The sequence below is a fragment of the Dyadobacter sp. BE31 genome, from assembly GCF_031457695.1.
Classification (GTDB): Bacteria; Bacteroidota; Bacteroidia; order Cytophagales; family Spirosomataceae; genus Dyadobacter.
This window is the reverse complement of record NZ_JAVDXA010000001.1, coordinates 444,376-467,452: the sequence shown is the minus strand read 5'-3', so window position 1 is coordinate 467,452 and position 23,077 is coordinate 444,376. Positions and strand designations below refer to the sequence as shown.

The window sequence follows — 23,077 nt, the reverse complement described above, 5'->3', positions numbered from 1 at the left end:
TCAATGCACGTGCCCGGAAAAATTTTTATTCCGGGCACGTGAAATGGCTCTATTGAAGCGTATTACTAAGTCTTTTCAGTTCAATTTCAGCCGATTTGGCAGCGTAGTTGAGGTTAATCAGCCGGTAACCTGCTTCCTCGAAGCTGCGTTGCGCCTCGCGCACGTCTATGATCGTCGCCTGAATCAGTTCGAAACGTTGGAGCGTCAGGTCGAGAAGTTGTTTACTGAGCGCGTAGTTTTTCTTCTGATTTTCGAGCTGTTCGATAGAACTCTGATAGGTCTGGTACATTTTAACCGCGCTCGCGCTGTAATCGCGGAGCAGTGTGCTTTTTTGCAATTCGGCTGTTTTGGTGTCGATTTCGGCGGCCTGCTTCTGGCGTCTGAATGCCGTGCCGTTGTAGATCGGAACCGCCAGCGTGAGGCCTGCCTGCGGGCCCACCACGCGGTTGAGCAAGGTAAGACCGGCCGCCGTTTGGTTACGGCTGAAATTATAAGCGGCATTGAAACGAACCGTAGGATAACGGAGCGCAGCCGTTTCTCTGACAATCAGTTCATTGATTTTGATCTGATGGTCCGCCGCTTTGATGTCGGCATTGGCAGCGAGGCGGTCCATTACCGAAGCCAGTTGCATATTGTTGTCAACCGTAATGGTATCCTTGATGGTTAATGCCGATTTTGGATCGAGCGTAAGGGTGCGAAGCAATTCAGTTTTGGCCACTTGCGCCACCATTTGCTGGTTGAGCAGAGTTTGGTTGAGTGTATTCAAATCGATCTCCGCCTGGAAAATATCCGCATTGTTGGCCATACCCGCTTCCTTGCGCACGCGCAGGATTTCAAGTCGTTTTTCGGATGCGATAATGGACGTGCGGATTGTATTGATGTAGCTGAGCTGGCGAACCACATCATAATAGCTCGTCATCACCAGCGCGATCGTGTTTTGAATCTGCGAGTTTAGAACTTCGGAACTTTGGTATTGTAGTTCGGCCAATCGCTTTTTGGTAGCTACTACGCGTTTCCCATTGTACAGGAGCATTCCCACCGCGAGGTTTGCCTGCGTGTTATTACCCGCAGCAGCGTTACGACTGATCTCGACACCCGTATTCAGTTTCTGGTTCACCTGGGTGATCTGCTCCGTATTGGAAGCATTCAGGGCGACGGTCGGCAGGCCGCCGGCTACGCCATAATTGTTCAGAATGGTGTTCGCATCTACATTATTCTTGGCAATCTCGATTTCGTAGCTGTTTTTAAGCGCGGTAGCCACGGCCTGTTCGAGCGTCAGCGCCAGCGTATCGGCTGGTTGCACGGCGCCGGGATGTCCGGCCCAGCTGGTGCCGGAGCAAAGAAGCAAGAGTATGAAGGCGTATTTGTATTTCTTAAAAAAGGTGAGCGAGCCCATGTAAAAAACAATAGTTGATTTTGTATGAAAAAATATCCCTTAAGCCACCAGCTCCTCTGCCATTTTCTGCTCTTCCGTAACCTTGTGTTTTTTGGGTGAAATGAATGTGTAAATCGCCGGGATCACGAACAATGTAAGGATCAGCGAGAACATCAGACCACCTACAATCACCACGCCCAGCGGTACCCGGCTGGTTGCCGCAGCACCGAGGCTCAATGCAATCGGCAATGCACCGAATGCGGTCGCCAGACTGGTCATCAGAATAGGACGCAAGCGCTGTGTCGCCGATTCGACGGCCGCAGCCATCCTGCCCATGCCTTGTTCCCGTTTCTGGTTGGCAAATTCGACAATGAGGATACCATTCTTGGTCACAAGCCCTATTAGCATGATCATCCCGATCTGAGAAAAGATATTGATGGTTAATCCGAACAAATACAAGCTCAGTAAGGCACCTGCCAATGCTAATGGCACGGTGATCATGATGATGAACGGATCGGTGAAGCTTTCAAACTGGCCGGCGAGTACGAGGTACACGAGCAACAGCGCCAGCCCGAATGCAAAACTGGTATTGGAAGAACTTTCTTCGAAGTCGCGGGAAGGGCCTGTGAGCGATGTCTGGAAAGATTCATCGAGTAACTTAGCGCCAATCCTGCGCATGGCTTCCACACCGTCGCCAATGGTTTTGCCTTCTACGAGTGATGCGGAAATGGTGGCGCTTTTGTAGCGGTTGTAGTGGTAAATGGTCGGCGGACCGCTTTCTTCTTCCATATGCATCACGGCCGTCAGCGGAATGCTTTCGCCGCGGTTGTTGCGCACATATAATTTCTCGATATCGGCAGGCTTGTTGCGCTCCGAACGATCTACCTGGCCGATTACCTGATATTGCTGGCCATTCATGATAAAATAGGCCAGGCGGCGACCGCTGAATGCGGCCTGAATAGTGGCGGCTACATCGGTAGTCGAAAGTCCGAGGTCACGTGCTTTGAGCCGGTCGATGGTCAGGCGGACCTCAGGCTTGTTGAATTTGAGGTTAACGTCGACGTTCTGGAAGGTGGGATCTTGCCGTGCCTCGTCGAGGAATTTGGGGAGAACTTCGCTTAGCTTTTCAAAATCAAGGTTTTGTAATACAAACTGAACCGGAAGCGAACCTCTTGAACCGATACCCACGGAAATGGTCTGCTCCTGCGTCGCGAATATCCGCGCGTCGTTGAATCTCGATAATTTTTTATTAATGTCTTGAGCGATATCGTTCTGGCTCCTTTTCCGCTGGTCAGCCGGAACAAGGCCGATTCGCCCGGTACCACTGTTCACACCACCGCCACCGAAACCGGGCGTAGCGGAAAAGGTAAATGCTTTTTCAGGAATCGAATCATTCAGGAAATCGCTGAGCTGGTCTGAAACCTTCTGCATTTGGTCAAAACTCGTTCCTTCTGGTGCCGATAAGTTGAAACGGACACTGTTCCGGTCTTCCATCGGAGCGAGTTCGCTTTGCAAATGCGTGTAGGTAAACCAGATCAGCACACCGCATGCTACTACCAACACCCACGAGATCCAACGCGCTTTCATAAACCCTCGGAGCATCCGGTTGTAGCCATCTTCCATACCGGTGAAGAAGGGCTCCGTTTTGTTATAAAACCAGCCATGACCTGCGTCCTTGCGGTTCAGCACCACGTTTAGTACCGGAGTAATGGTGAGTGAAACGAATGCGGATATCAATACCGCCGAGGCTACCACGATCCCGAATTCACGGAAAAGGCTACCTACGAAACCTTCCAGGAAGATTACCGGAAGGAATACCACTGCCAGCGTTAGCGAAGTTGAAATAACCGCGAAGAAGATTTCCCGGCTTCCTTCCAGTGCCGCTTGCCGTATGGGTAGGCCGCTTTCCAGCTTTCGGAAGATGTTTTCGGTTACTACAATACCATCATCCACCACAAGCCCCGTCGCGAGCACAATGCCGAGCAGCGTCAGGATATTGATCGAGAACCCGCACATGTACATGACGAAGAACGTCGCGACGAGTGATATCGGAATGTCGATCAATGGGCGCACCGCTACGAGCAGGTTCCGGAAGAAGAAGAGGATCACGATTACCACGAGGGAAAACGCAATAATCAGCGTTTCTTCCACCTCTTTGATCGACTGGCGTACCAAACGCGTGTTATCGATGAGGACGTTGAAGGTAATGTCCGATTTATTGGATTTCTGGATCTCTGCGAGACGTTTGTTGAACTCGTCGGAAATTTGCACGTAGTTGGCGCCGGGCTGGGGAATTACTGCCAGCCCTACCGCGTACATGCCGTTGTATTTCCAGCTTTGTTCCTCATTTTCAGGACCCAGTTCTACTTTGGCTACGTTGCCGAGCCTTACGATGCCCGAGCTGTCGTTGCGGATTACCAGGTCATTGAATTCCTTTTCGCTTTTCAAACGTCCCATGGTCCGGATCGTTAGCTCGGTATTGTCACCGTAGATTTTACCCGCCGGCAATTCCACGTTTTCCGACGCGAGGGTGGTGGTAATATCGTTGAAAGAGATGTTGTAGGAGCTCATTTTATCGGGATTCAGCCAGATGCGCATGGCATACCGCTTTTGCCCGAAAATATTGATCGCACTCACGCCGTCGATTGTCTGCAAGCTCTGTTGGAGCACGTTTTCGGCATATTCACTCAATTCGAGCAAACCTTTCGACGGGCTTTGTACGGCCAGAAGGAGAATGAAATCCGAGTTGGCATCGGCTTTGCTTACCACCGGCGGGGCATCGATGTCCTGCGGAAGGTTCCGTACGGCCTGGCTCACCTTGTCGCGCACGTCGTTGGCGGCGCCTTCCAGGTCGGATTTAAGGTTGAATTCTACGGTAATGTTACTGGAACCGATCTGGCTGGAAGAGCTGATACTCTTGATACCGGGGATACCGTTGATACTCTTTTCGAGTGGCTCGGTGATCTGGCTCTCGATAATGTCGGCGTTGGCACCGGTGTAGCTCGTCCGCACGTTCACGATCGGCGGGTCGATGGCCGGGTAGTCCCTTAGTGAAAGAAAGTTGTATCCTACCACACCAAAAAGGATGATGAGCAGGTTCATCACGACCGCCAGAACGGGCCGTTTCAGGGATAGTTCTGAAATATTCATAGCAGGGGTTTCAAAGGAATGGTCACTGCAACAAGCGCCGCGAAAGCAGTTGTTACTTACTCGCTACATTCAGGTTTCTAACACTTCTCACTTTCACAGGAGCATCGGGACGGGCAAAAAGTACGCCCGAAACAACCACCGTATCGCCGACATTCAGGCCTTTGGTCACCTCCACTACATCCTCTCTGCGGTCGCCGGTTTCTACCTGCGCAAAAACAGCCTTGCCGCCTTTCACCGTCACGACTTTCTTGCTGCGCGCTTCCGGGATAATGCTGTTGGAGGGAATAAGTATGCTATTTTTATTGTTGCTGGCAGTGATATACACTTTTGCAAACGAGCCGGGGCTGGTATTGCCCGAACTGAGCACCGCGCGTACCGTCAGGTTACGGGTGGTTTGGTTCACTTGTGGTTCGATAGCCAGAATGCGGGCGGTTTCATATTTACCGGAAGCCTGGTCGAGCATTACTTCCACGGTGCCGCCTTTGTTTACGTATTGCTGGTAGCTTTCAGGAACCGTGAAATCTATGCGGAGATTGGAGAGCTGCTGCATGGTGGCGATAATGCTTTGGGGCGTTACGTACGCGCCGGCACTCACCTTGCGCAAGCCTACCACACCTGTGAATGGCGCCTTAATGATCGTCTTGTCAATCAACGCCTGGGTGTAAGCCATGTCCGCTTTGAGGGTATTGACATTGTTGGAGGCCAGGTCGTAGTCGGCCTGGTTGATGCCGTTGACGGCGAGCAGCTGTTTCAGCCTTTTCTCGGTCGTTTCGGCCAGGTCGAGCTGTATTTTCGACCGGTTGAGCTGGGCAAGGAGGTCGGCATTGTTGACCCGGGCAATGACGGTGCCTTTTTGGACCGTTTTACCTTCGGGCACATCCAGGAATGTAAGTAATCCGCTTACTTCGGGCCGTAATTCAGCGAATTCGTTGGCCACGATGGTACCATTCACTTCTACCTTGTCACTTACCTTCTCGGATTTCGCAACGATCACATCTACGATGGTGGGGCCTCCACCGCCTTTTTGTTGAAAGGTATCCTTTTTTTCTCCGCACGAAAGCGTAAATAAGAGCGAACCGGCAATGAAAAGTGAAGACAGAGGTTTGGTTAAGTTTGGCAATCCTTCTGCACGGGCAGATCTGGCGATAACATTCATAGGGTTGGTTAACCTGGGCTTAAATTGGTTTAGGAGTCTGACGGACTAAATGCGTCCTATTCAGAGGTTTGTTCAAAATTAGAGATTAATCTCGAACCGATTAGACTTTTCGCGGCTATAAAAGTTTAATGCCAGCTAATTTTTTTATAAGGAACTTCCTATCACTTTAAGCAAAGTATCGCATTTTAGCTCTGTTTCGAACCATTCCTGCTCAGGTACAGAGTCTTCCGTGATCCCGGCGCCTGCAAAAAACGTCGCAATGCCGTCCTTGAACCGCACGGTGCGGAGGTTAACGAACAAATGGGTATCGCCACCCACTTGCGCCGGCCCCAGGAAGCCACTGTAATAGGAGCGGTTATAGCCTTCCACGTCATTGATGAATTGCAGGCTGGGCGCTTTGGGAACGCCGCAAATAGCCGAGGTCGGGTGCAGGAGTCTGAGCATTACCGAGGCAAGCTCGGGGAAATTCAGCGCCACCGTATCGACCTCAAAAACAGTCCTGAGATGATACAAGTTACCCGCCAGCACAGTTTTAGGCCCCGTTTCCAGGTATTCGCGCAAACGGATTTTTTTAAAGCACTCAATAATATAGCGGCTTACAAGCGCCTGTTCTTCAATCTCCTTCTCGCCCCAGCGGATATCGTACTTGGGTATGAGCGCGCCCGACGCGTCGCGAGCGCCTTGCGTGCCTGCGAGCGACATGGTTTTGAAAGTACCGCCTGACATTTGTTCTACCAGCAATTCGGGGCTCGCCCCCAGCCACAGTTCGTTTTCTTCCGGCAGGTTCACCAACGAAACAAATGCGTGCGGATAGGCTTTCACAAGTCGCTGAAATGCCTGTGCCGGCTGGAATGCATCGGTGTATCGCAGGTCTTTGGTGCGCGAGAGCACCACTTTCTTGAATTGGTTCTGGCGGATCGCTGCCACGGCGAGTTCCACTGTTCGTTCAAAGCGGGATTTGGCATCGAGATGGTCGCTTAGTGGAAGGAGCGGGCTGGCGGGAACCTGTTGCTGATTTTGTCCGCTGCTTTCGGTTAATGCGATCTGAACGAGCCTTTTTACCTCGGGATGCTCTTCGCCGAGTTGGTTCTCGATGCGCGTGATCCGGTTGTCTTCGGAGAATGTCAGGATAATATCGCCTTCCAGGAACAGCACCTCCTGGTCGTTTTCCCAGTAGAATGTGCTTATCACAAAGCCCGGGCTCATTTTTTCAAGTTCAGGCATACATTTACGTGTACCGTCCTGAATGGAAATAAGCAGTTTGATTTCGTTGGTGTGAGGCAGGCGCCATAATGCGGACGGGAAACCCATCATTTTGGATGCGTGCCAAAGCTCCTCAATCTGTAATCCTTCAAATATCGAAATCCCGGTGTCGGTCTGTACTGATAGCATTTATAACGAATGGGCGTGTCCCGTTAGGTCAATTTTCTGCAAAATAATGTTAGCGGTCTGCATTCACAATAGCAACCGTCAGTCTGCTGATGCAAACCAGCTTGTTTTCTTCATTGGTGATCCTGATGTCCCAGATATGCGTGGTCCGGCCGATATGGATTGGTCGCACAGTCCCGTACACATAACCTTCCTTCACCGGCCTGAGGTGGTTGGCATTGATTTCCAGCCCCACGGCGTGCTTGTTCTCGTTTTCGGGAATGACCAAAAACGAGGCGATGCTTCCCAAGGTTTCGGCCAGCACAACCGACGCTCCGCCGTGCAAAATCCCGAAGGGCTGGTGGGTACGCTGGTCGACCGGCATTTTGGCTGACACATAATCTTTTCCGATTTCCGTAAACTCTATCCCGATGTGATGGGCGATGCTGTTTTTCCCAAAAGATTGCAGTGAATCGACAGTGACGGTTTTACTAAACATATCTAAAAAATGTATAAATTTGTATTGGCTTTGCGGATAAAAAACAAGGTTTTTGTAAATTTTATATTTAAATTATCCTATTACATTGAAAAGAAAATCGATTTACCTCATTCGCCACGGTGAAACTGATTTGAACCGCAGGGGAGTTGTACAGGGAAGTGGTGTTGATTCCTTGCTGAATGAATGGGGAGAAGCTCAGGCCGAAGCTTTTTTTAATGCTTACCAACATGTTCCGTTTGACAAAATTTATACCTCTGACTTAAAGCGAACACATCAAACCGTTCGCGGGTTCATCAGGCGCGGCATACCCCATGAAAGCTACTCGGGGTTGAACGAAATATCTTGGGGAGACCGCGAAGGCCGCGAACCGAACACGGGCGATAATAACTACTACCGCGAGTTGGTAAATGCCTGGAAAGCGGGTGAGGTAAACCTCGCAGCCGAAGGAGGCGAAAGCCCTGTCGACGTGCGCGAGCGCCAGATTCCGGTGATTGATACAATCCTCTCGCGCCCGCATGAAAGGAACATTCTCATCGCCATGCACGGCCGTGCCATGCGCGTATTGCTGACCACGCTTTTCAACCAGCCGCTGGTGCGTATGGACGACTACGAGCACAGCAATCTTTGCCTCTACAAGATCAACTACTCCTACGATACCCAGCAGTTCGAGCTGGAAGTGTCCAACGACATCACACACCTTCTTTCCATCGAAATCCCGCAAACGATATAGCAGCCGTTTGTGTAGATTCGTTTCCATTGGTGTATTAATGTACCTCCCCTGAGGGGTCATTAATACATTTGTGGCTTTTCAATACATTATCAGCGTTCGCATGCTCATGTCCAAAAAACGCATCTATTGGACTCTTCAGATACTGGGTTGGACATTAATAATCATGTTCGAATACATTCCGTATCTCTTGGAATACGGTTTCAAGCTGACCGAGTTCTATTCTGCGCTGGCTAATATCCTGTTGGGCATTTGCCTTACCCACGTGTACCGCCTTGTGATCAGGCGGTGGAACTGGTCGTCGCTGCCGTTGCCCAGGCTTGCATTGCGCGTAATCGGGTCGGTGTTGTGGCTGGGGCTCATCATGACGATGATTAACCAGCCGATGGACCGCGAGGTGCTGGAACACAATATGCTCAACCAGCCGCTCATTTTCTGGGGTTATTATACCAATTGGTGCAAAATCCTGCTGGCGTGGATATTGTCTTATACGGTTTATCATTATGTAGAGCAGAACCGGCTAGCCAGCTACGAGAAAATCATGCTGAGAATGTCGATGCGCGAGGCGGAAGCGAAAGTACTGCGCTCGCAGCTTAACCCGCATTTTACATTCAATGCATTGAACAGCATCCGTGCGTTGGTGTACGAAGATCCTAAACGCGCGCAGCTCAGCATTACGCAGTTATCCAATATATTAAGGAACTCTTTGCTGGCCGACCGCCGTAAAACAGTGGATTTGCAGGAGGAGCTTCGCACGGTCGAGGATTATCTCGAACTTGAAAAAGTGCGTTATGAAGACCGCCTTAATTATAGCATTACAACCAATCCCCAGGCTATTTACTGGCAAGTACCGCCGATGATGTTGCAGACGCTTGTCGAAAACGGTATCAAACATGGTGTGGCCAAGCAAATGGGAGGTGGATTTATCGGCTTAAAATCGGAAATTGCAAATGAGCTGCTTGTGATCACGATCCATAACTCGGGTGACCTTGGGAATACGGAAGTGAATGCAGGCAACCTTGGCAACACCGAATCCGGTGGGGTTGGTTTAAAAAATACAGCCGAGCGACTATCGATTTTGTACGGTAAAGCGGCAACATTCCGGATTTTCCAGGAGAGGGAGAACGTGGTTTGTTCGGAAATCAAAATCCCGATGCTTTCGGAAGGCGTGATGATGGTGGGAGAGGGGTCCGAAAAAGAGAACTAATGACCAAATCAATATACTATCTGTTTTTTATTCCTAACTGAATCCATCCGCCATGAGGACTTTAATTGTAGATGATGAGCGACTAGCGCGCAACGAGTTGAAGAGATTGCTTGAACCATACACTAAAATTGAAATAGTAGGAGAGGCCGCAAATGCAGAAGAGGCGCTGAAACTGATTGAAGAACAGCAGCCTGAATTACTTTTCCTGGATATTCAAATGCCTGGTAAGAACGGATTTGAATTGCTCTCTTCGATTGAAGGCAAAAGTCCGGAAGTAATTTTTACGACCGCGTTCGACGAGTATGCGATCAAGGCATTTGAGTTCAATGCATTGGATTACCTTCTGAAACCGATCGATACCGAGCGCCTTAAAGAGACCATCCACCGTATCGAGGAAAATCAGGCACAGCCGGAGGCGCCCACACATGCGAATGAGCGCGCGGAGAAAGTGCTGGGTGAAAACGACCAGGTGTTTGTGAAAGACGGTGAGAAATGCTGGTTTGTTAAGCTGGGTAAGATCCGTCTGTTCGAATCGATGGGGAACTATGTTCGCCTGCATTTCGACGACCAGAAGCCATTGGTGTTGAAATCGTTGAATAATCTCGAAGAACGTCTTGACCCGAATACTTACTTCCGTGCCAACCGCAAGCACATTATCAATTTGCATTGGATCGAAAAAATCGAGCCGTGGTTCAGCGGGGGCTTGCTGGTAACCTTGCAGGGCGGGGATAAAATCGAGATCTCGCGCCGCCAGGCCATTCGTTTCAAGGAACTGATGAGCCTTTAATCGCTTCCCCAACTGAAAAAATCGATGACTATGGGTTTGAAGCAAATGGCTGCCCTGATGCTCGGCGCTTTGTCGTTTTGGGCATGTAACCAGCAGTCAAAAAAAGATAATGCAGTCGCTGAAACCAGCTTCCGGGCAGGAGAGGTGAAAAAGGAGCAGTTTGGTGGCTGCGATACGGTGTCCAACAAAGGGGTTTCGGTGCTGATCAGTCTCTGGGAGCCGACCGATTCCGGGGCCGTTGCTACCAAAATCAGGGAATTGCTGACGGATAAGGCTATTAAGCGGTTGAATTCCTACGGCGACCCAGCCAGCGCGTTAGCACGCCTGGAAGCCATTAAAAGCCCGAAAGCAGCTTTCGAGGACTTTGAAAAGAACTACAACGATTTCAAAAAGGAGTTTCCCGATTCGCCTGGCTGTTGGGAAGTGGAATTGCACGGAGACACCGTCATGACGACTTCCAAAGTGATGTTCTATCAGTTGGATCATTACGCATTCACAGGTGGCGCACATCCTAATAGCTTCACATCGTATCATGCATTCGACGGGAAAACGGGCGAGGAGATCGAAATGAAGCGTTTTGTGGCCGACTCTGTGGCTTTACTGAATCTGGTGGAAAAGAAGTTTCGTGAACTGGAAAAGCTCGCTCCCGGTGTTGACCTGGAAGATGCCGGTTATTTTCTTGCGAACCATAAGTTCTTCATTCCTGCAAACTACGTGTTCACACCGGAAGGGGTCTTGTTCTTCTATAATCCTTATGAAATAGCTGCCTACGCCAGGGGGCCGATCGAACTCACGATCCCTTACGAGGAGCTGAAAGGTATTATCAGGAAAGAAGCAGTATTTTGATCACATTTCACCGGCATCTTTGAAACTATAATAGCCGTCATCGGTAAAGATGATATGATCCTGAACAGGCAGGTCGAGCAATCGGCCTGCCTCTTTTACTTGCTCGGTAAGCACTTTGTCGGCAAAACTTGGTATAAGCTGCCCCGACGGATGATTATGCACCAGGATCAGCGAGCTGGCCATATGGTCCAATGCGATTTTGAATATCATTTTAATATCGGTAGCTGTGCCTGAAATGCCGCCCACGCTCACCTGTATTGTCCGCATGACGTAATTGCCGCGGTTGAGCAGCAGAATCCAGAACTCCTCATGCGTTTTATCCATCAGGTAGGGGCGCATGGCTTCGTAAACCGGCTGGGAACCGATGATCTTTCGCTTTTTATCGGATATAATGTCCCTACGCCGTCTGCCGAGCTCCAATGCGGCGAGGATGGTAAGTGCTTTGGCTTCACCTATTCCCTTGATTTTGGTGAGATCCCGGACGTTCAGTTTGGCAAGCTCGTTGATATTGTTGCCTACCGACGTCATGAGGGCTTTGGCAAGGTCCACGGCGGTCATTTCCCTCGTCCCCGAGCGGATCAGAATGGCCATTAGTTCCGAGTCCGAGCAGGCGGCCCGGCCTTTGTTCATGAATTTCTCACGGGGTTTATCGTCATCATGCCAATTGATGATCACTTTCGGGTTGTCGCTCTTTTTTCTGGGCATATCAATGGTTGCATTAATGCTTGCATCCTTGATACGCCAAAAGTAAGCTTTGGTAACAGGAGCTATTGGCCCAGTCCGGTCAGTGCAGCGCGGGCTTTGTTGTCGATGCTGTTCTTGTATTCATGTTTTTTAAAGCTCATCGCTTTTTTGAAATACATGACAGCTTTCTGATTATCAGCCCTTTTTTGATACAAATAACCCATTTGTAATGCAGAAGACGCAGCAAAACCTCCCGCAGCCGCGTCTGTTTGGCCGAGGGCGATCGAGCGGTCGTAAAATGGCACGCATTCATTCAAACGGCCCGATTTTTGGAGGATTCGTGCCATTCGATAATTGAACTCGGCCTTTTCGTAGGTTGTGGCAAAAATCTTCTCCGAAACAGTTTTCATCAGCTCCCAAGCCTTCTGAAAATAGCCGCCATCGGTCGCATATCTGGCCTTGTACAGTACCTTTTGCCTCGGACTGATTTTCCCCTCAGCGAATTCCTTGGCAATCCTTTCGGCAAACTGGTCGGCCTCCACAATTGTGCTACCCGTTTGCGTTACTTTCTGCATATAGCCGACAGCTTCCTGATCACGCCCGGCAAGCCAGCGGCACATAAACATTTTAAAATAACTGTCCTTAATGTAGTTGAATCCGGCATATTGTTTCAGGAATCTGGCATAGGAGGCAAATGACTCATCATAGTCGCCGTTCTGCAACGCAATTTCCCCACGCAGGTAATACAGGAATGGGAATGGCATGTATTCCTTGCCCGTTGGCGCGTCCGAAAGGAAATGCGAGGCTTCTTCGCTTCGGTTTTCCTTCATTAAGACCGTGGTAGCGAAGAAATGCAGCAGCAGGTTATCGGGCTGTTCCTTCGGCCATTGCCGGATACGGGCTTGCTGCTCGGCACTCAGTTGGAGGGTGTAAGCATGCAACAGCAAGTCGATCAGTTCGGCCTCCTGTTTGAAAAACGGCTCTTCCTTCACCACTTCCCGGAGCTCGCGGATGCCCTGCGCGATGTTGCCTCTTAATCCGAGGACTTTGGCGATCCACGTATAGTTTTCGGGAATGGACCCGATCAGCACATGCAGCAGCCCGAGCGATTTGAGGGTAGGGGTAAATGCCGGGAATTTCTTGCGATTATCTTCCAAAAGCCGGTAAGCTTTGATGATTTCCCACGAGCCGCTCACCTCGTTGCCGAATTTGAGTTTCGCAAATGCTGAATGCAAACGGATATCGGCCTGGAAGAGTCGTTTATAAGGCGATTTTTCGGAAAGTCGTCCTACCTGGTCTAGCCGTTTATCTTGTTGCTGGGTGAAAACCTTGTAGCGCGCCCGATCTTCGGCGATGAGCAGATAATGCAAATCTGCATAACTGTCGAGGTAGGAGATGAAGGGGTTATCGGGATTTGCTGCCCTTTCATCATCGATCAGTTCGCGTGCGGCGGGTAATCTCAGTTTTTGTATTTCGAAATAGGCTTTTTGTAGTTTCGGGGAAAAGATGATGTCGCCTTGCTCGTCGATAGCTAATGCAGGGCGGACGGTAAACAAGATGAGCAGCATGCACAATAGCAGCCTGAATACCTCAATTTTGACCTCCGAATGACTCCTACTCATGTTAATGTGCATAAAAAAAGGTTGTCCGGATAAGACAACCTTTCAATTTAGTATTTAAAATTCTAGCGGCGCTGGTGAACCGGCTGAACGCTTTCTACGTCGGCAAGGATACGTCCGCAGTGCTCGCAAACGATCAGTTTCTTACGTTCGCGGATATCAGCCTGGCGCTGAGGAGGAACGATGCTGAAACATCCACCGCAAGCTCCACGTTGTACATGCACAACGGCCAGACCGTTGAGTGAGTTATCGCGGATTTTCTGGTAAGATTTCAGTAGGCGTTCTTCGATTTTCTTGATGTGTTTCTCTCTTTCAGCGATCAGTGCCTGTTCTTCGGCCTGGCTTTCTGAGGTAATTACCGAAAGTTCGTTTTTCTTAACTTTCAGGTCTTCGTTTCTTTCATTCAGGATAGATTCCGCACGGTTGGCGTCTTCTTCAATGAGGCGGATACGGGCTCTGGCTTCGTTGATCTTCTTGTCGGCCAGTTGCATATCCAGTTCCTGCAATTCTATTTCTTTGGTGATGGCGTCATACTCGCGGTTGTTGCGGACGTTCATCTGCTGATCTTTGTATTTCTTGATCAGTTTTTCCCCTTCTTTCTGCGCATTTTTGAAATTGTCGATTTCCGTATTCAGATTGGCAATTTCAGATTTAAATTTTCCTAAACGCGTTTCGAATCCTGCAATCTCGTCTTCCAGGTCCCTTACTTCTTCGGGAAGGTCCCCGCGGGTTTTTAGTATTTCGTCAAGGCTTGAATCGATTTCCTGAAGTTTCAGGAGAGCATCTAGTTTTTGTGCGATTGTGTTTTCCATGTATGTCTTTTATGGACTTGTTTCAATGCTTGAAATGTGAGGTAGTCAGCCCTAATTTAAACAGATTATCAGCAGAATTCGTTGTCAAAACCGGTTTTCAGGAAAAATACCGCACCGGATTGGTACTGATTTCTGACAAACAGAGTGCGAAATTACTAAATTTTCCTGATATATAGTCATGCAATAAATTTTTCGTAAATACTTCGCTTTCGTAATGTCCTATGTCACAGATCATAGTGCGTCTTTCGGCATCGAAAAATTCGTGATACTTGTAATCCGCTGTAACGAAGGCATCGGCGCCTGCTGAAATGGCATTACGCAGCAAAAAACTGCCCGCACCACCGCACACTGCCACGCGACGGATTGCTTTGCCGGTCGGCTCGGTATATTTTATCACCGAAGCCTGCATACTGTTCTTTAAATGATTCAGAAAATCGGCTGTTTCCAGCGGTTCCGGGAGTTCCCCGATCGCCCCTGCACCTACTTCCTGGTTTTCGTTTTCGAGTGTGGACATGTAATAGGCCACCTCCTCGTAGGGGTGTGTGCGGTTGAGCGCGCGCAGTACCTGTGCCTGCAAGTGCGAGGGTAACATTAGTTCCACGCGATGCTCCTTCACTGTTTCCAGCTCGCCGCGGTCGCCAATAACGGGATTTGCATTCTCACTGGGTAGAAATGTGCCCAGTCCCTCGCTACGGAAGCTGCAATTACTGTATTCGCCGATTTGGCCAGCGCCTGCTTCGAAGAGCGCCTGCAATACTTCCTGTGTGTTTTCAACCGGGCAGAAAAAAGCCAGCTTTGAGAGAATTTGCTTTTTGGGGGCCAATACCTTGATATTTCGGAGGCCAAGCCTTTTGGCGATTTGCCAGTTTACGCCTCTCGGCACGTGATCAAGGTTCGTATGGGTGGCATAGAGCGCGATATCATTTTTAATGGCTTTAATCACCGTCCGCTCGACGTAATTTTTGCCATTGAGTTTTTTCAGGCCCTTAAAGATAATAGGATGGTGCGCGACGATGAGGTTGCATTGCTTGCGAATCGCCTCGTCGACGATGTCTTCTGTTATATCCAATGTGAACAGGATGCCCGTAACCTCTGTATCCGGCGAGCCAACGAGCAGTCCTGCATTGTCGTAATCCTCTTGATATGGTAGCGGGGCCAGCTTTTCGAGCTCGGCTAAAATTTCTTTGATGAAAGTCATAAATTTTTCTGTGATTCAACTGTTTCATTTTCAGAATATTCTTAGTTGAAGGGTTATTGTTTTACAAATAAAATAACTAAATTGCTGTGTAAGGTGTTGCAATCGTAAATATTAGTAGTAGTTTTGCACCACGTTTTACAAAAACGCTTGTGAAACGAATCGGTTTGGTAGTTCAGTTGGTTAGAATACATGCCTGTCACGCATGGGGTCGCGGGTTCGAGTCCCGTCCAGACCGCCGAGAAATTAAGTAAGGTAGTAATGCTGGTTCGAGTCTCGCCGGAATGCCGGCCCAGCCAGACCGCCGATTAGATTAAAAGTTCTTTATTTTTTGGTTTGGTAGTTCAGTTGGTTAGAATACATGCCTGTCACGCATGGGGTCGCGGGTTCGAGTCCCGTCCAGACCGCACAAAAGCTCAGAGAAATCTGGGCTTTTTGCATTTTAAGGCTTTTCTCATTGGTATGATTTTCATGTCGGCGAAAGATTTTTAAAATTTTTTCACCAAACGACGAAATTATGGCCAGTCACCAATTTCAGGAATGTATCGATGCCTGTGTGTCTTGCGCACAGGCGTGCACCTATTGTGCCACCGCGTGCCTGCGCGAGGAACACGTTGCTCATCTTCGAAAATGTATCCAGCTCGATATGGAGTGTGCTGCAATATGCCGCGCCGCTGTGGAGTTAATGACGCTCGAAAGTGATTTTAGTGCGCACCTTTGCAGGGTATGTGCGGATGTTTGTAATGCGTGTGCCGCTGAGTGTGAACAACATGCAGCGATGGGAATGGATCATTGCCGCGTTTGTGCGGAGGCGTGCAGGCTATGTGCCGCCACCTGCGAAATGATGGCTACACCGGTTTAAAATAGGCGTAAAAAAAACACGCAGGTTTCAAAATGAACCCGCGTGTCAAATTACACTTCATCAACAAACTAAAAACCAAATAAAACTAATACGAAAAAAATCGCTTGTCAAGTTTTTTTTGCTGTAGGAGGGGGATTCGAACCACCCACGGTGCGGTTAGCTACGGTACAAATACTGTTGGTGGTCCACCCCAGTCGACTTGCGTCGGCATTATGCCGCGTTTATCCCTTATTCACCACCCCCGAGACAGGAGGGCATGGCTGCCAATTTCATCACCCTACAATGTGATTTCAAACTAAGCAAAAGCGGCATTGCTACCGGCTTTTTTATAATTTGGTTCTGCAAAACTAAAACTTCTGATCTGAATTCTAAAATATTTTCATTTAAAATTGTTAAAATTTACAATTCTTTCATAATTTGACCTTGATTGTTGCGAAGAATTCAAACTTTTAACACGAAATGCAAAAATATTCAGATATTGATAATACCGACCTGCGCATCCTTTCCCTGCTCATCGAGAACGCAGCGTTACCGTACACGGAAATTGGGAAGCGTGTATTCGTCTCGGGAGGGACCGTGCACGTGCGCATGAAAAAGTTGGAACAAATGGGTATCGTAAAGGGCTCTCAACTCGTGATCGACCCTACCAAACTGGGCTGGGACATCAGCGCATTTCTGGGAATTTACCTCGATAAAAGTTCGTTGTACGAGCAGGTGGCCACCGAGCTCGAAGGGATACCAGAAGTTGTGAATATCCACTATACCACGGGAATTTATAGTATCTTTCTCAAGATAGTATGTAGGGACACCGGGCATCTCCGCGAAATCCTCCATGACAAGATTCAAAAAGTAAACGGCATACAGCGAACCGAAACGTTCATTTCGCTGGAAGAACGTATCAATCGTTCTATTCCGTTGGCGGAGAGCTAGTTGAAGATTTAGCTTGATCTCAATAAAAGAAATTTGTAGTTTTGTATTGCATATATAAAAAACTTATATATATTTGCTGTATAAAAATTTCACTCATGGAGAATAACACAACGAGTAACGAGTATGTACGGGGTACATTAAAAACCATCGTGTTGAATTTGCTGGCAGAGCACGACCGGATGTATGGTTATGAGATTACCCAGGAAGTAAAAGACAGAACAGGCGGAGCTATCGCCCTGACGTTCGGCGCGCTCTATCCCGTACTCCATAAATTGGAACAGGAAGGGTTGCTGTTGACCGAGTCGGTGGAGGTGGACGGGCGTCTTCGGAAATATTATTCCCTGACGCACCGCGGAAATGAAACCGCCCGTACTAAAACCAATGACTTAGAACGTTTTATAGAGGCAGTAAGACTGCTGCTGGCCCCTAAAAACCTGGCAACAGAATAACAAATAGGTACATGGCTAATCTCTAACAGATCGATCTATGAAACGCCTTCAGGAAAATCGCATTGACCAAATAAGCAAGTATTTGCAGGCAAACAAGCTGGACCCGGAACTGCTTCCGGAGATTCTCGACCACCTGGCTTGTGAAGCGGAGGAAAGTCTTTGGGATGGCAAGCCATTCGAGCAGATTTACCAGGATATGGTGAAGACGGCTGATGCGCAAACCCTCCTGAATCTGAGTGTTGATCATCAAAATCTATTAGCCATGGAAAAATCCCTCAATGACATCGTCTTCGAGAACCGTAACAAGTCGTACGGTGCGTATGATCTGAGAAAAGGTTACGGGCAAACCGTCCAGCGGGCGGTTGTGATGGGTGTAGCGTTCTTTCTGCTGCTGGTAATGTTTCCTCAGCTTTATGCGAAGCTGATACCAGATCCCAAGCCTGACGACATTGCGTACATTGTGGAAGCGAAACCGGTGGATATCGTGATGGAAGAACCGCCTGCCCCGCCTCCTGCCAAAGAAGAGCTGGAACCCGTGCAGAAAACAGTGAAGTCGCTGACGCCAGAGGTACTTCCTGACGACAAAGTGGAGATTGAAGAGCTGCCGCCGGTGGTTGAGGACCTTTCTAATGCGCAACCTTCGACAGAAACAGCGGATGGAGTGGCGGATTTGGATGTGATTGTCCCGCCTGTTGAGAATGCGGTGGCACCTAAGGAGGAAGCTGCGGGTATTGAAAAGAGGAAAGAAGAGACTTTCACGTTTGTAGAGCAGTCGCCACAATATGCAGGTGGAAACGAGGCAATGGCGGCTTTCCTGCGCAAAAATCTTAAGTATCCCAGACCTGCATCGCAAGCAGGGATTCAGGGAAAGGTATTCGTACAATTTACAGTAGGTTCTGATGGAAAAATAGAGAATGCGGCCGCAGTGAAGGGTATCGGGTTTGGTTGCGATGAAGAAGCGGTGAGAGTGGTGAAAATGATGAAAGACTGGATGCCTGGCAAACAGGCCGGCGTTCCGGTGAGAGTGAGATTTACACTGCCGATCGCATTTCAACTGGACTGATCATCGCCTTCTTGCGTAGATGCCTCCCTGTTATTGAAGAAAATCCTCGCTTCGGCGGGGATTTTTTCGTTTTTTTGTACTATTCAAATTTTCCGCCGCAGGCCGGACGATGACAGTACGAGTGAATAACCATTTCAGTGTGAGTAATTAATGTATGCGATAGTTGATATTGAGACCACGGGCGGGGGAGGAACTTCACGCATTACAGAGATTGCCGTTTTTAGACACGATGGTACCCGGATCGTCGACTTTTTTCATTCACTGATTAATCCGGAAATGTATATCCCACCATTCATCACCCGCCTTACCGGGATCGATAACGAAATGGTGAAAGACGCGCCGACATTCTACGACGTTCAGGACGCTGTGAGGGCCATGACCCGCGACGCGTGGTTTGTAGCCCATAATGCGAAATTTGATTACGGGTTCCTCAAACGGGAATTTGGTGCATTGGATGAGTACTTTCAGCGCGATTTGCTTTGTACCGTGCAGCTAAGCAGGAAAATCTTTCCCGGCCTGAAATCATACAGCCTGGGAAATCTTTGCGAAAGTCTGGAAATTATGATTGAAAACCGGCACCGCGCCCACGGTGACGCCGAAGCGACTGTACGCCTTTTCGAAAAACTGCTGCTGAACGACAGCCAGAATCTTATCCCGATGGATTTGTATCAGTAGTAAGTATTGCGCCAACCTTTCATGGAATGGTTTTTGAGGGTTAGAAAACATCACTAACCTAAATGATTCCTTCTCATGAAAGCTTACATCAATCTTCTCATAATACTTCTTTTGTCCTTCACACTGACGAGCTGTGAGCTGATCGGCGACATTTTCAAAACGGGCGTCTGGACAGGCGTAATTCTCGTTGTGGGGGTGATCGCTATCGTGATCTGGCTAATCGCAAAGGCATTCGGCGGGGGCTCACGGTGACGTGCAGGTAGAATGTATATTTAGAAATACATAAAAAAACGCATGCGGGCGCTTGCATCTGAAAATTCTCCGTTTCATCTTTGCACTCCTTAAACGAGGGCCAGTGGCTAAAACGAGTGCTGGTAATATTTGAAATGGGGGATTAGCTCAGTTGGCTAGAGCGCTTGCATGGCATGCAAGAGGTCGTCGGTTCGAATCCGATATTCTCCACTTGATAATCAGCCACTTACAAATGTTTTGTAAGTGGTTTTTTTATTTAGGTCGAACATAGGTCGAACATTTTTCTTCGTTTTTAGTTGGCTTTCTTAGGCATCTGGCGATTCAGCAACATTACTTTTTAGTGGTTTTTTGCTGGTTTAGCGTTTAATCGAACAGCCGCTACTGTCGCTGCGTTTTCATATACCTCATTTTTGGGATTTGAGTATCGAGTGTCAAACATTTTTTTTGCATCATTATAGCTAGTCACTGCACCGAGGATATGCAGAAATTTTATATAATACCATGCAAAATCGATTTGGTATGGTTTGAAACCACTTCTTGCGCTTTTAGGAAATAAGTGATGGTTATTGTGCCATTCACCGGCAACAATTCCTGGCCACAGTTGGTTAATAGATCGATCTGCATGGTTGAAATCGATTCCGGGGCGCTGCTTATCCTCCCCCTTGCCGTGACCTTCGTAATTGAAAGTTCTGACACCTACGGCCCAAAAGCCTGCCGCTCCGAAGAGTGTACATGATAATGCATGCCCTCCAAGCAAAAAAAAGATTAAATACCAAAACGACCAGTTCAGGACCCAACTGACTAAGGCTCTTCTAGGATGTTGGTAGGATCCCCAGCTCTTGTACTGCTGGAATGTATTCGGGACGAGACCGGTATGCTTCATTAGAGATTTTACGCGACTATATTGGGCTTCATCCAGACTCAGTGAAATGGGCTGGTGATTAACATCCGCCAAAAAGCAGTACAAAAAACCGCCTTCTGCATTATAAGGATCTCCCGGGCGATCAGATTTGGCGTGATGTACGTGGTGAGACACTACATATATTTCCTCAGGGATCATACTAATCGTCAAATTCTGTGTGAAAAACCGCCAGAAATGATTGCGAAATTTGTAAGCGCCATGCGTGCAATATCGGTGGTGCCAGATGGTACCGTGTGTTCCCATAACGAACATGCTGTATATGAACGCGGCGATCAGCAATGGAACGGTAAAAAATTTTGAGATAAAAAGTAGTAGAAATGGTACCATGCAGACTACCTTTCCCCAACTCAAAACCGTTAACCAATTTCTTTTGTCTCGAAAAACATTCAATCTCTGGAAAAACTCTGAAAATAATTGCTTAACACTGGGTTTGACAAGGTTTCCCTCGTGGTCTTGCCAGCCATAAGATGGTACGCGTAATACGACATCGATAAAACTCATAGTAATGGGTTGAAATAGTGGAAATATTTGACGCGGTTGTTTGCGGCATTAGGCCGTTTCGCTAAATAGGCGGCATAATGCTCAAGCCTATCCGAATCTCGAAGTCTGAACCTGACCGTTAAGTCAGATGCGCACAAGTGAAGAATGCTAACGCATTATGATTCTGAAGCTAAGAAGTCCATGCAATTTACGGGCGGCACTGCGGGTGTCCTGGAAATAGTTGATCAGTGATGTTGAATGCCTACATCCGGCAGGAGCGGTTTGCCGGAGGTTTTTTCCCAATGAGGCGACCGAGCGGTAAAATTTTAGAGAGGCAGTGCTATAAAGGTAGTGTATTTTGATAAGAGGCCATTGAACAGCAGTTATTTAATTTGATGTCCTTCTAGCTATAACCATTTAAGTTCCCTATCTTCCTGAATGGAAAACAAACATCTAGTAGGGTCGGTGGTCTCGTTGTTAACGGACCCCAGAAAGCGGTTGACGGTCAAAAAGTATTTGAAGCGTATTTACTATTGTGAGGAAATCGGCGACGGTGACAAAAAGATGTTGGCATTTTTTGAAAGGGAATTGATTCCAATTCCATTGAACTGATCGATTAATAAAACGATGTGCGGCGAGCCCAAATGCAATTTGCTAGGGCTCGCTTTTTGTTTACTGTCCTTCACCTGCTTATGACCCAGCCTTAAGGGATCTTAACTGTGGCTAGATTTTTGCTTCAATTGGCCACCTACCAATCATTGCCTACAAATGAACAGAAACGGAGAAATCATCATTATTGAGGATAACGAAGAGGATAGAAATGTGCTCGAATACGTATTTGAAAAGCTGAACTATCCCAACAGGAGGGCATATTTCAAGGATGGAGAGTCAGCGTTAGCCTATATGAATGCACCCTATGCCGAACCCTTTCTAGTATTGTCTGACATTGATCACCCTTATACAGATGGTGCCGACCTTAACACTCAGCTTATTACTGACATTGAAATCAGGCGAATAGGCATCCCTTATCTTTATCTGACGAACAGGGCAAATCACGAGCTGATAATTGATGCATATGGTAAAATGGCACAGGGCTTCTTTATTAAACCCAATTCACCAAAGGAACTTGTTTCGACGCTGAAAGCCATCATAGATTATTGGCTGGCATGTGCTATTTCCTCTTGAACGTCGGGGATCGGCGCAGTGGTGGCTCTTAGTAATCTATGGCTACCTCAACAGTAGATAACCAGCGCGTGTGGAGGTATTGTTAAGCGGATTGCCTTCCCGTTTCTCACTTCAATATTTAATTCTGCCGGGCTCAGATCGGAGGCAAACAAGCACTTCATCGAGCTGTCACGAGGGTGCATCACATCATCGACTGTGACGTATACAATAGCGTAATTTTCCTGATCTAAATTCATAGCGCATAGTATTTCATGGTCGTCCGAAATGCGCGACCACGCGATTACCTCATTATCGCCGGTTTCGTCATCCGGGTAGCTAAAAATGGTTCCATTCCGGGATGTCGATCGGAGAAAAAAGGCTCCGGACAGCAACGTAGGGTATTTTCGCATTAAGCTTTCAAGACGCTCCATTTGATAAGGCCGCAACTTTTCCAGACAGTGCTCACGGACACCCATAAAGTCAGGATTTAAATGAAGGTCGAGTAGGTTTTGCATTACAGAAGTCGGGTTTAATAAGGCGTCTCTTCAAGATAGTGAATTTTGAGCTGAATAAAATATTATTCTAAAATTTTCTAAAATCATTTTTATTGTCAGAATTTTATTTTACATTTGATAAATATTTTAAAATAAAGTTATGAATAGAGGAACGGTTAAGTTTTTTAATGATACTAAAGGTTTTGGTTTCATTGCTCCGGAACATGGCGGAGATGATGTTTTTGTACACACTACTGGTCTCAATGATGATATCCGTGAAAATGACAGTGTGTCTTACGATGTAGAAGAAGGTAGAAAAGGCCTGAACGCAGTTAATGTGACTATTATCTAAGCGGCTCAA

At 47.9% G+C, this 23,077-nt stretch carries 23 protein-coding genes and 3 tRNA genes; 15 read left to right on the top strand and 11 right to left on the bottom strand.

Annotation, left to right across the window (positions count from 1 at the left end):
* Nucleotides 1–49 precede the first annotated feature (49 nt).
* The 5 genes from J2Y43_RS02055 to J2Y43_RS02035 all read right to left on the bottom strand — a co-directional run bounded on the left by J2Y43_RS02055 (nt 50) and on the right by J2Y43_RS02035 (nt 7,548).
* Nucleotides 50–1,396: a TolC family protein gene (locus J2Y43_RS02055; RefSeq protein WP_309981474.1), complete on the bottom strand. Its 1,347-nt coding sequence runs from the start codon at nt 1,394–1,396 to the stop codon at nt 50–52.
* A gap of 39 nt (nt 1,397–1,435) precedes the next feature.
* Nucleotides 1,436–4,525, bottom strand: coding sequence for an efflux RND transporter permease subunit (locus J2Y43_RS02050; RefSeq protein WP_309981475.1), 3,090 nt, complete (start codon nt 4,523–4,525; stop codon nt 1,436–1,438).
* Nucleotides 4,526–4,577: 52 nt separating this feature from the next.
* Nucleotides 4,578–5,681: an efflux RND transporter periplasmic adaptor subunit gene (locus tag J2Y43_RS02045; protein ID WP_309981476.1), complete on the bottom strand. Its 1,104-nt coding sequence runs from the start codon at nt 5,679–5,681 to the stop codon at nt 4,578–4,580.
* A 144-nt stretch (nt 5,682–5,825) separates the two neighbouring features.
* Nucleotides 5,826–7,073, bottom strand: coding sequence for a chorismate-binding protein (locus tag J2Y43_RS02040; protein ID WP_309981477.1), 1,248 nt, complete (start codon nt 7,071–7,073; stop codon nt 5,826–5,828).
* Between the two features lie 49 nt (nt 7,074–7,122).
* On the bottom strand, nt 7,123–7,548 hold the full coding sequence (locus J2Y43_RS02035) for a hotdog fold thioesterase (protein WP_309981478.1): 426 nt from the start codon (nt 7,546–7,548) through the stop codon (nt 7,123–7,125).
* A gap of 85 nt (nt 7,549–7,633) precedes the next feature.
* On the opposite strand from J2Y43_RS02035, the gene J2Y43_RS02030 reads away from it, so the two are divergent.
* The 4 genes from J2Y43_RS02030 (at nt 7,634) to J2Y43_RS02015 (ending at nt 11,115) form a co-directional block, all read left to right on the top strand.
* The gene (locus J2Y43_RS02030; protein ID WP_309981479.1) at nt 7,634–8,278 is read left to right on the top strand and encodes a histidine phosphatase family protein; all 645 of its coding nucleotides are present in this window, start codon (nt 7,634–7,636) and stop codon (nt 8,276–8,278) included.
* A 106-nt stretch (nt 8,279–8,384) separates the two neighbouring features.
* A complete protein-coding gene (locus J2Y43_RS02025) occupies nt 8,385–9,482 on the top strand; it encodes a histidine kinase (RefSeq protein WP_309981480.1) in 1,098 nt (365 codons plus the stop codon).
* Between the two features lie 52 nt (nt 9,483–9,534).
* On the top strand, nt 9,535–10,269 hold the full coding sequence (locus J2Y43_RS02020; RefSeq protein WP_106595896.1) for a LytTR family DNA-binding domain-containing protein: 735 nt from the start codon (nt 9,535–9,537) through the stop codon (nt 10,267–10,269).
* 30 nt (nt 10,270–10,299) lie between these two features.
* The gene (locus tag J2Y43_RS02015; RefSeq protein WP_309981481.1) at nt 10,300–11,115 is read left to right on the top strand and encodes a DUF3298 domain-containing protein; all 816 of its coding nucleotides are present in this window, start codon (nt 10,300–10,302) and stop codon (nt 11,113–11,115) included.
* On the opposite strand, the gene radC is transcribed toward J2Y43_RS02015, so the two are convergent.
* The 4 genes from radC to J2Y43_RS01995 all read right to left on the bottom strand — a co-directional run bounded on the left by radC (nt 11,116) and on the right by J2Y43_RS01995 (nt 15,428).
* The gene (gene radC, locus J2Y43_RS02010) at nt 11,116–11,820 is read right to left on the bottom strand and encodes a RadC family protein (protein WP_309981482.1); all 705 of its coding nucleotides are present in this window, start codon (nt 11,818–11,820) and stop codon (nt 11,116–11,118) included. It lies immediately after the preceding gene.
* A gap of 62 nt (nt 11,821–11,882) precedes the next feature.
* Nucleotides 11,883–13,421 carry a tetratricopeptide repeat protein gene (locus J2Y43_RS02005; RefSeq protein ID WP_309981483.1) on the bottom strand — a complete coding sequence of 513 codons (1,539 nt, stop codon included), beginning with the start codon at nt 13,419–13,421 and terminating at the stop codon, nt 11,883–11,885.
* A 62-nt stretch (nt 13,422–13,483) separates the two neighbouring features.
* Nucleotides 13,484–14,230, bottom strand: a complete 747-nt coding sequence (locus J2Y43_RS02000; protein ID WP_106595892.1) for a zinc ribbon domain-containing protein — start codon at nt 14,228–14,230, stop codon at nt 13,484–13,486.
* A 97-nt stretch (nt 14,231–14,327) separates the two neighbouring features.
* Nucleotides 14,328–15,428, bottom strand: a complete 1,101-nt coding sequence (locus tag J2Y43_RS01995) for a Nif3-like dinuclear metal center hexameric protein (RefSeq protein WP_309981484.1) — start codon at nt 15,426–15,428, stop codon at nt 14,328–14,330.
* Nucleotides 15,429–15,589: 161 nt separating this feature from the next.
* On the opposite strand from J2Y43_RS01995, the gene J2Y43_RS01990 reads away from it, so the two are divergent.
* From J2Y43_RS01990 to J2Y43_RS01945, 9 genes are all read left to right on the top strand, one after another.
* A tRNA-Asp gene (locus tag J2Y43_RS01990) sits at nt 15,590–15,663 on the top strand.
* Nucleotides 15,664–15,758: 95 nt separating this feature from the next.
* Nucleotides 15,759–15,832, top strand: a tRNA-Asp gene (locus tag J2Y43_RS01985).
* 300 nt (nt 15,833–16,132) lie between these two features.
* On the top strand, nt 16,133–16,270 hold the full coding sequence (locus tag J2Y43_RS01975) for a hypothetical protein (RefSeq protein ID WP_309981856.1): 138 nt from the start codon (nt 16,133–16,135) through the stop codon (nt 16,268–16,270).
* A gap of 476 nt (nt 16,271–16,746) precedes the next feature.
* Nucleotides 16,747–17,217, top strand: a complete 471-nt coding sequence (locus tag J2Y43_RS01970; protein ID WP_015814589.1) for an Lrp/AsnC ligand binding domain-containing protein — start codon at nt 16,747–16,749, stop codon at nt 17,215–17,217.
* A gap of 95 nt (nt 17,218–17,312) precedes the next feature.
* Nucleotides 17,313–17,666, top strand: coding sequence for a PadR family transcriptional regulator (locus J2Y43_RS01965; protein WP_015814590.1), 354 nt, complete (start codon nt 17,313–17,315; stop codon nt 17,664–17,666).
* Between the two features lie 37 nt (nt 17,667–17,703).
* On the top strand, nt 17,704–18,729 hold the full coding sequence (locus J2Y43_RS01960) for a TonB family protein (RefSeq protein WP_309981485.1): 1,026 nt from the start codon (nt 17,704–17,706) through the stop codon (nt 18,727–18,729).
* Between the two features lie 150 nt (nt 18,730–18,879).
* Nucleotides 18,880–19,404 carry a PolC-type DNA polymerase III gene (locus J2Y43_RS01955; RefSeq protein WP_223410350.1) on the top strand — a complete coding sequence of 175 codons (525 nt, stop codon included), beginning with the start codon at nt 18,880–18,882 and terminating at the stop codon, nt 19,402–19,404.
* Nucleotides 19,405–19,479: 75 nt separating this feature from the next.
* Nucleotides 19,480–19,656: a hypothetical protein gene (locus J2Y43_RS01950; protein WP_309981486.1), complete on the top strand. Its 177-nt coding sequence runs from the start codon at nt 19,480–19,482 to the stop codon at nt 19,654–19,656.
* A 136-nt stretch (nt 19,657–19,792) separates the two neighbouring features.
* Nucleotides 19,793–19,866: transfer RNA gene (locus tag J2Y43_RS01945), tRNA-Ala, on the top strand.
* Nucleotides 19,867–19,993: 127 nt separating this feature from the next.
* Here J2Y43_RS01945 and J2Y43_RS01940 read toward each other — a convergent pair.
* Complete coding sequence (locus J2Y43_RS01940; RefSeq protein ID WP_309981487.1) at nt 19,994–21,079, bottom strand: fatty acid desaturase; 1,086 nt, start codon at nt 21,077–21,079, stop codon at nt 19,994–19,996.
* Between the two features lie 747 nt (nt 21,080–21,826).
* Here J2Y43_RS01940 and J2Y43_RS01935 point away from each other — a divergent pair.
* Nucleotides 21,827–22,243, top strand: coding sequence for a response regulator (locus J2Y43_RS01935; RefSeq protein ID WP_309981488.1), 417 nt, complete (start codon nt 21,827–21,829; stop codon nt 22,241–22,243).
* A gap of 47 nt (nt 22,244–22,290) precedes the next feature.
* Here the strand turns inward: J2Y43_RS01935 and J2Y43_RS01930 are convergent, their stop codons facing one another.
* On the bottom strand, nt 22,291–22,737 hold the full coding sequence (locus J2Y43_RS01930; RefSeq protein ID WP_309981489.1) for a hypothetical protein: 447 nt from the start codon (nt 22,735–22,737) through the stop codon (nt 22,291–22,293).
* 139 nt (nt 22,738–22,876) lie between these two features.
* Here J2Y43_RS01930 and J2Y43_RS01925 point away from each other — a divergent pair, with 139 nt between their 5' ends.
* The gene (locus tag J2Y43_RS01925) at nt 22,877–23,068 is read left to right on the top strand and encodes a cold-shock protein (protein ID WP_309981490.1); all 192 of its coding nucleotides are present in this window, start codon (nt 22,877–22,879) and stop codon (nt 23,066–23,068) included.
* Nucleotides 23,069–23,077 lie beyond the last annotated feature (9 nt).

Coding starts and splice junctions, on each gene's coding strand:
- J2Y43_RS02015 (WP_309981481.1), top strand. CDS start 10,300: ATGGGTTTGAAGCAAATGGCTGCCCTGATGCTCGGCGCTTTGTCGTTT.
- J2Y43_RS01965 (WP_015814590.1), top strand. CDS start 17,313: ATGGAGAATAACACAACGAGTAACGAGTATGTACGGGGTACATTAAAA.
- J2Y43_RS02005 (WP_309981483.1), bottom strand. CDS start 13,421: ATGAGTAGGAGTCATTCGGAGGTCAAAATTGAGGTATTCAGGCTGCTA.
- J2Y43_RS01995 (WP_309981484.1), bottom strand. CDS start 15,428: ATGACTTTCATCAAAGAAATTTTAGCCGAGCTCGAAAAGCTGGCCCCG.
- J2Y43_RS01970 (WP_015814589.1), top strand. CDS start 16,747: ATGCAAAAATATTCAGATATTGATAATACCGACCTGCGCATCCTTTCC.
- radC (WP_309981482.1), bottom strand. CDS start 11,820: ATGCCCAGAAAAAAGAGCGACAACCCGAAAGTGATCATCAATTGGCAT.
- J2Y43_RS01940 (WP_309981487.1), bottom strand. CDS start 21,079: ATGAGTTTTATCGATGTCGTATTACGCGTACCATCTTATGGCTGGCAA.
- J2Y43_RS01950 (WP_309981486.1), top strand. CDS start 19,480: ATGAAAGCTTACATCAATCTTCTCATAATACTTCTTTTGTCCTTCACA.
- J2Y43_RS02000 (WP_106595892.1), bottom strand. CDS start 14,230: ATGGAAAACACAATCGCACAAAAACTAGATGCTCTCCTGAAACTTCAG.
- J2Y43_RS02045 (WP_309981476.1), bottom strand. CDS start 5,681: ATGAATGTTATCGCCAGATCTGCCCGTGCAGAAGGATTGCCAAACTTA.
- J2Y43_RS01955 (WP_223410350.1), top strand. CDS start 18,880: ATGTATGCGATAGTTGATATTGAGACCACGGGCGGGGGAGGAACTTCA.
- J2Y43_RS02035 (WP_309981478.1), bottom strand. CDS start 7,548: ATGTTTAGTAAAACCGTCACTGTCGATTCACTGCAATCTTTTGGGAAA.
- J2Y43_RS02050 (WP_309981475.1), bottom strand. CDS start 4,525: ATGAATATTTCAGAACTATCCCTGAAACGGCCCGTTCTGGCGGTCGTG.
- J2Y43_RS01925 (WP_309981490.1), top strand. CDS start 22,877: ATGAATAGAGGAACGGTTAAGTTTTTTAATGATACTAAAGGTTTTGGT.
- J2Y43_RS01960 (WP_309981485.1), top strand. CDS start 17,704: ATGAAACGCCTTCAGGAAAATCGCATTGACCAAATAAGCAAGTATTTG.
- J2Y43_RS02040 (WP_309981477.1), bottom strand. CDS start 7,073: ATGCTATCAGTACAGACCGACACCGGGATTTCGATATTTGAAGGATTA.
- J2Y43_RS01930 (WP_309981489.1), bottom strand. CDS start 22,737: ATGCAAAACCTACTCGACCTTCATTTAAATCCTGACTTTATGGGTGTC.
- J2Y43_RS02020 (WP_106595896.1), top strand. CDS start 9,535: ATGAGGACTTTAATTGTAGATGATGAGCGACTAGCGCGCAACGAGTTG.
- J2Y43_RS02025 (WP_309981480.1), top strand. CDS start 8,385: ATGTCCAAAAAACGCATCTATTGGACTCTTCAGATACTGGGTTGGACA.
- J2Y43_RS01935 (WP_309981488.1), top strand. CDS start 21,827: ATGAACAGAAACGGAGAAATCATCATTATTGAGGATAACGAAGAGGAT.
- J2Y43_RS02055 (WP_309981474.1), bottom strand. CDS start 1,396: ATGGGCTCGCTCACCTTTTTTAAGAAATACAAATACGCCTTCATACTC.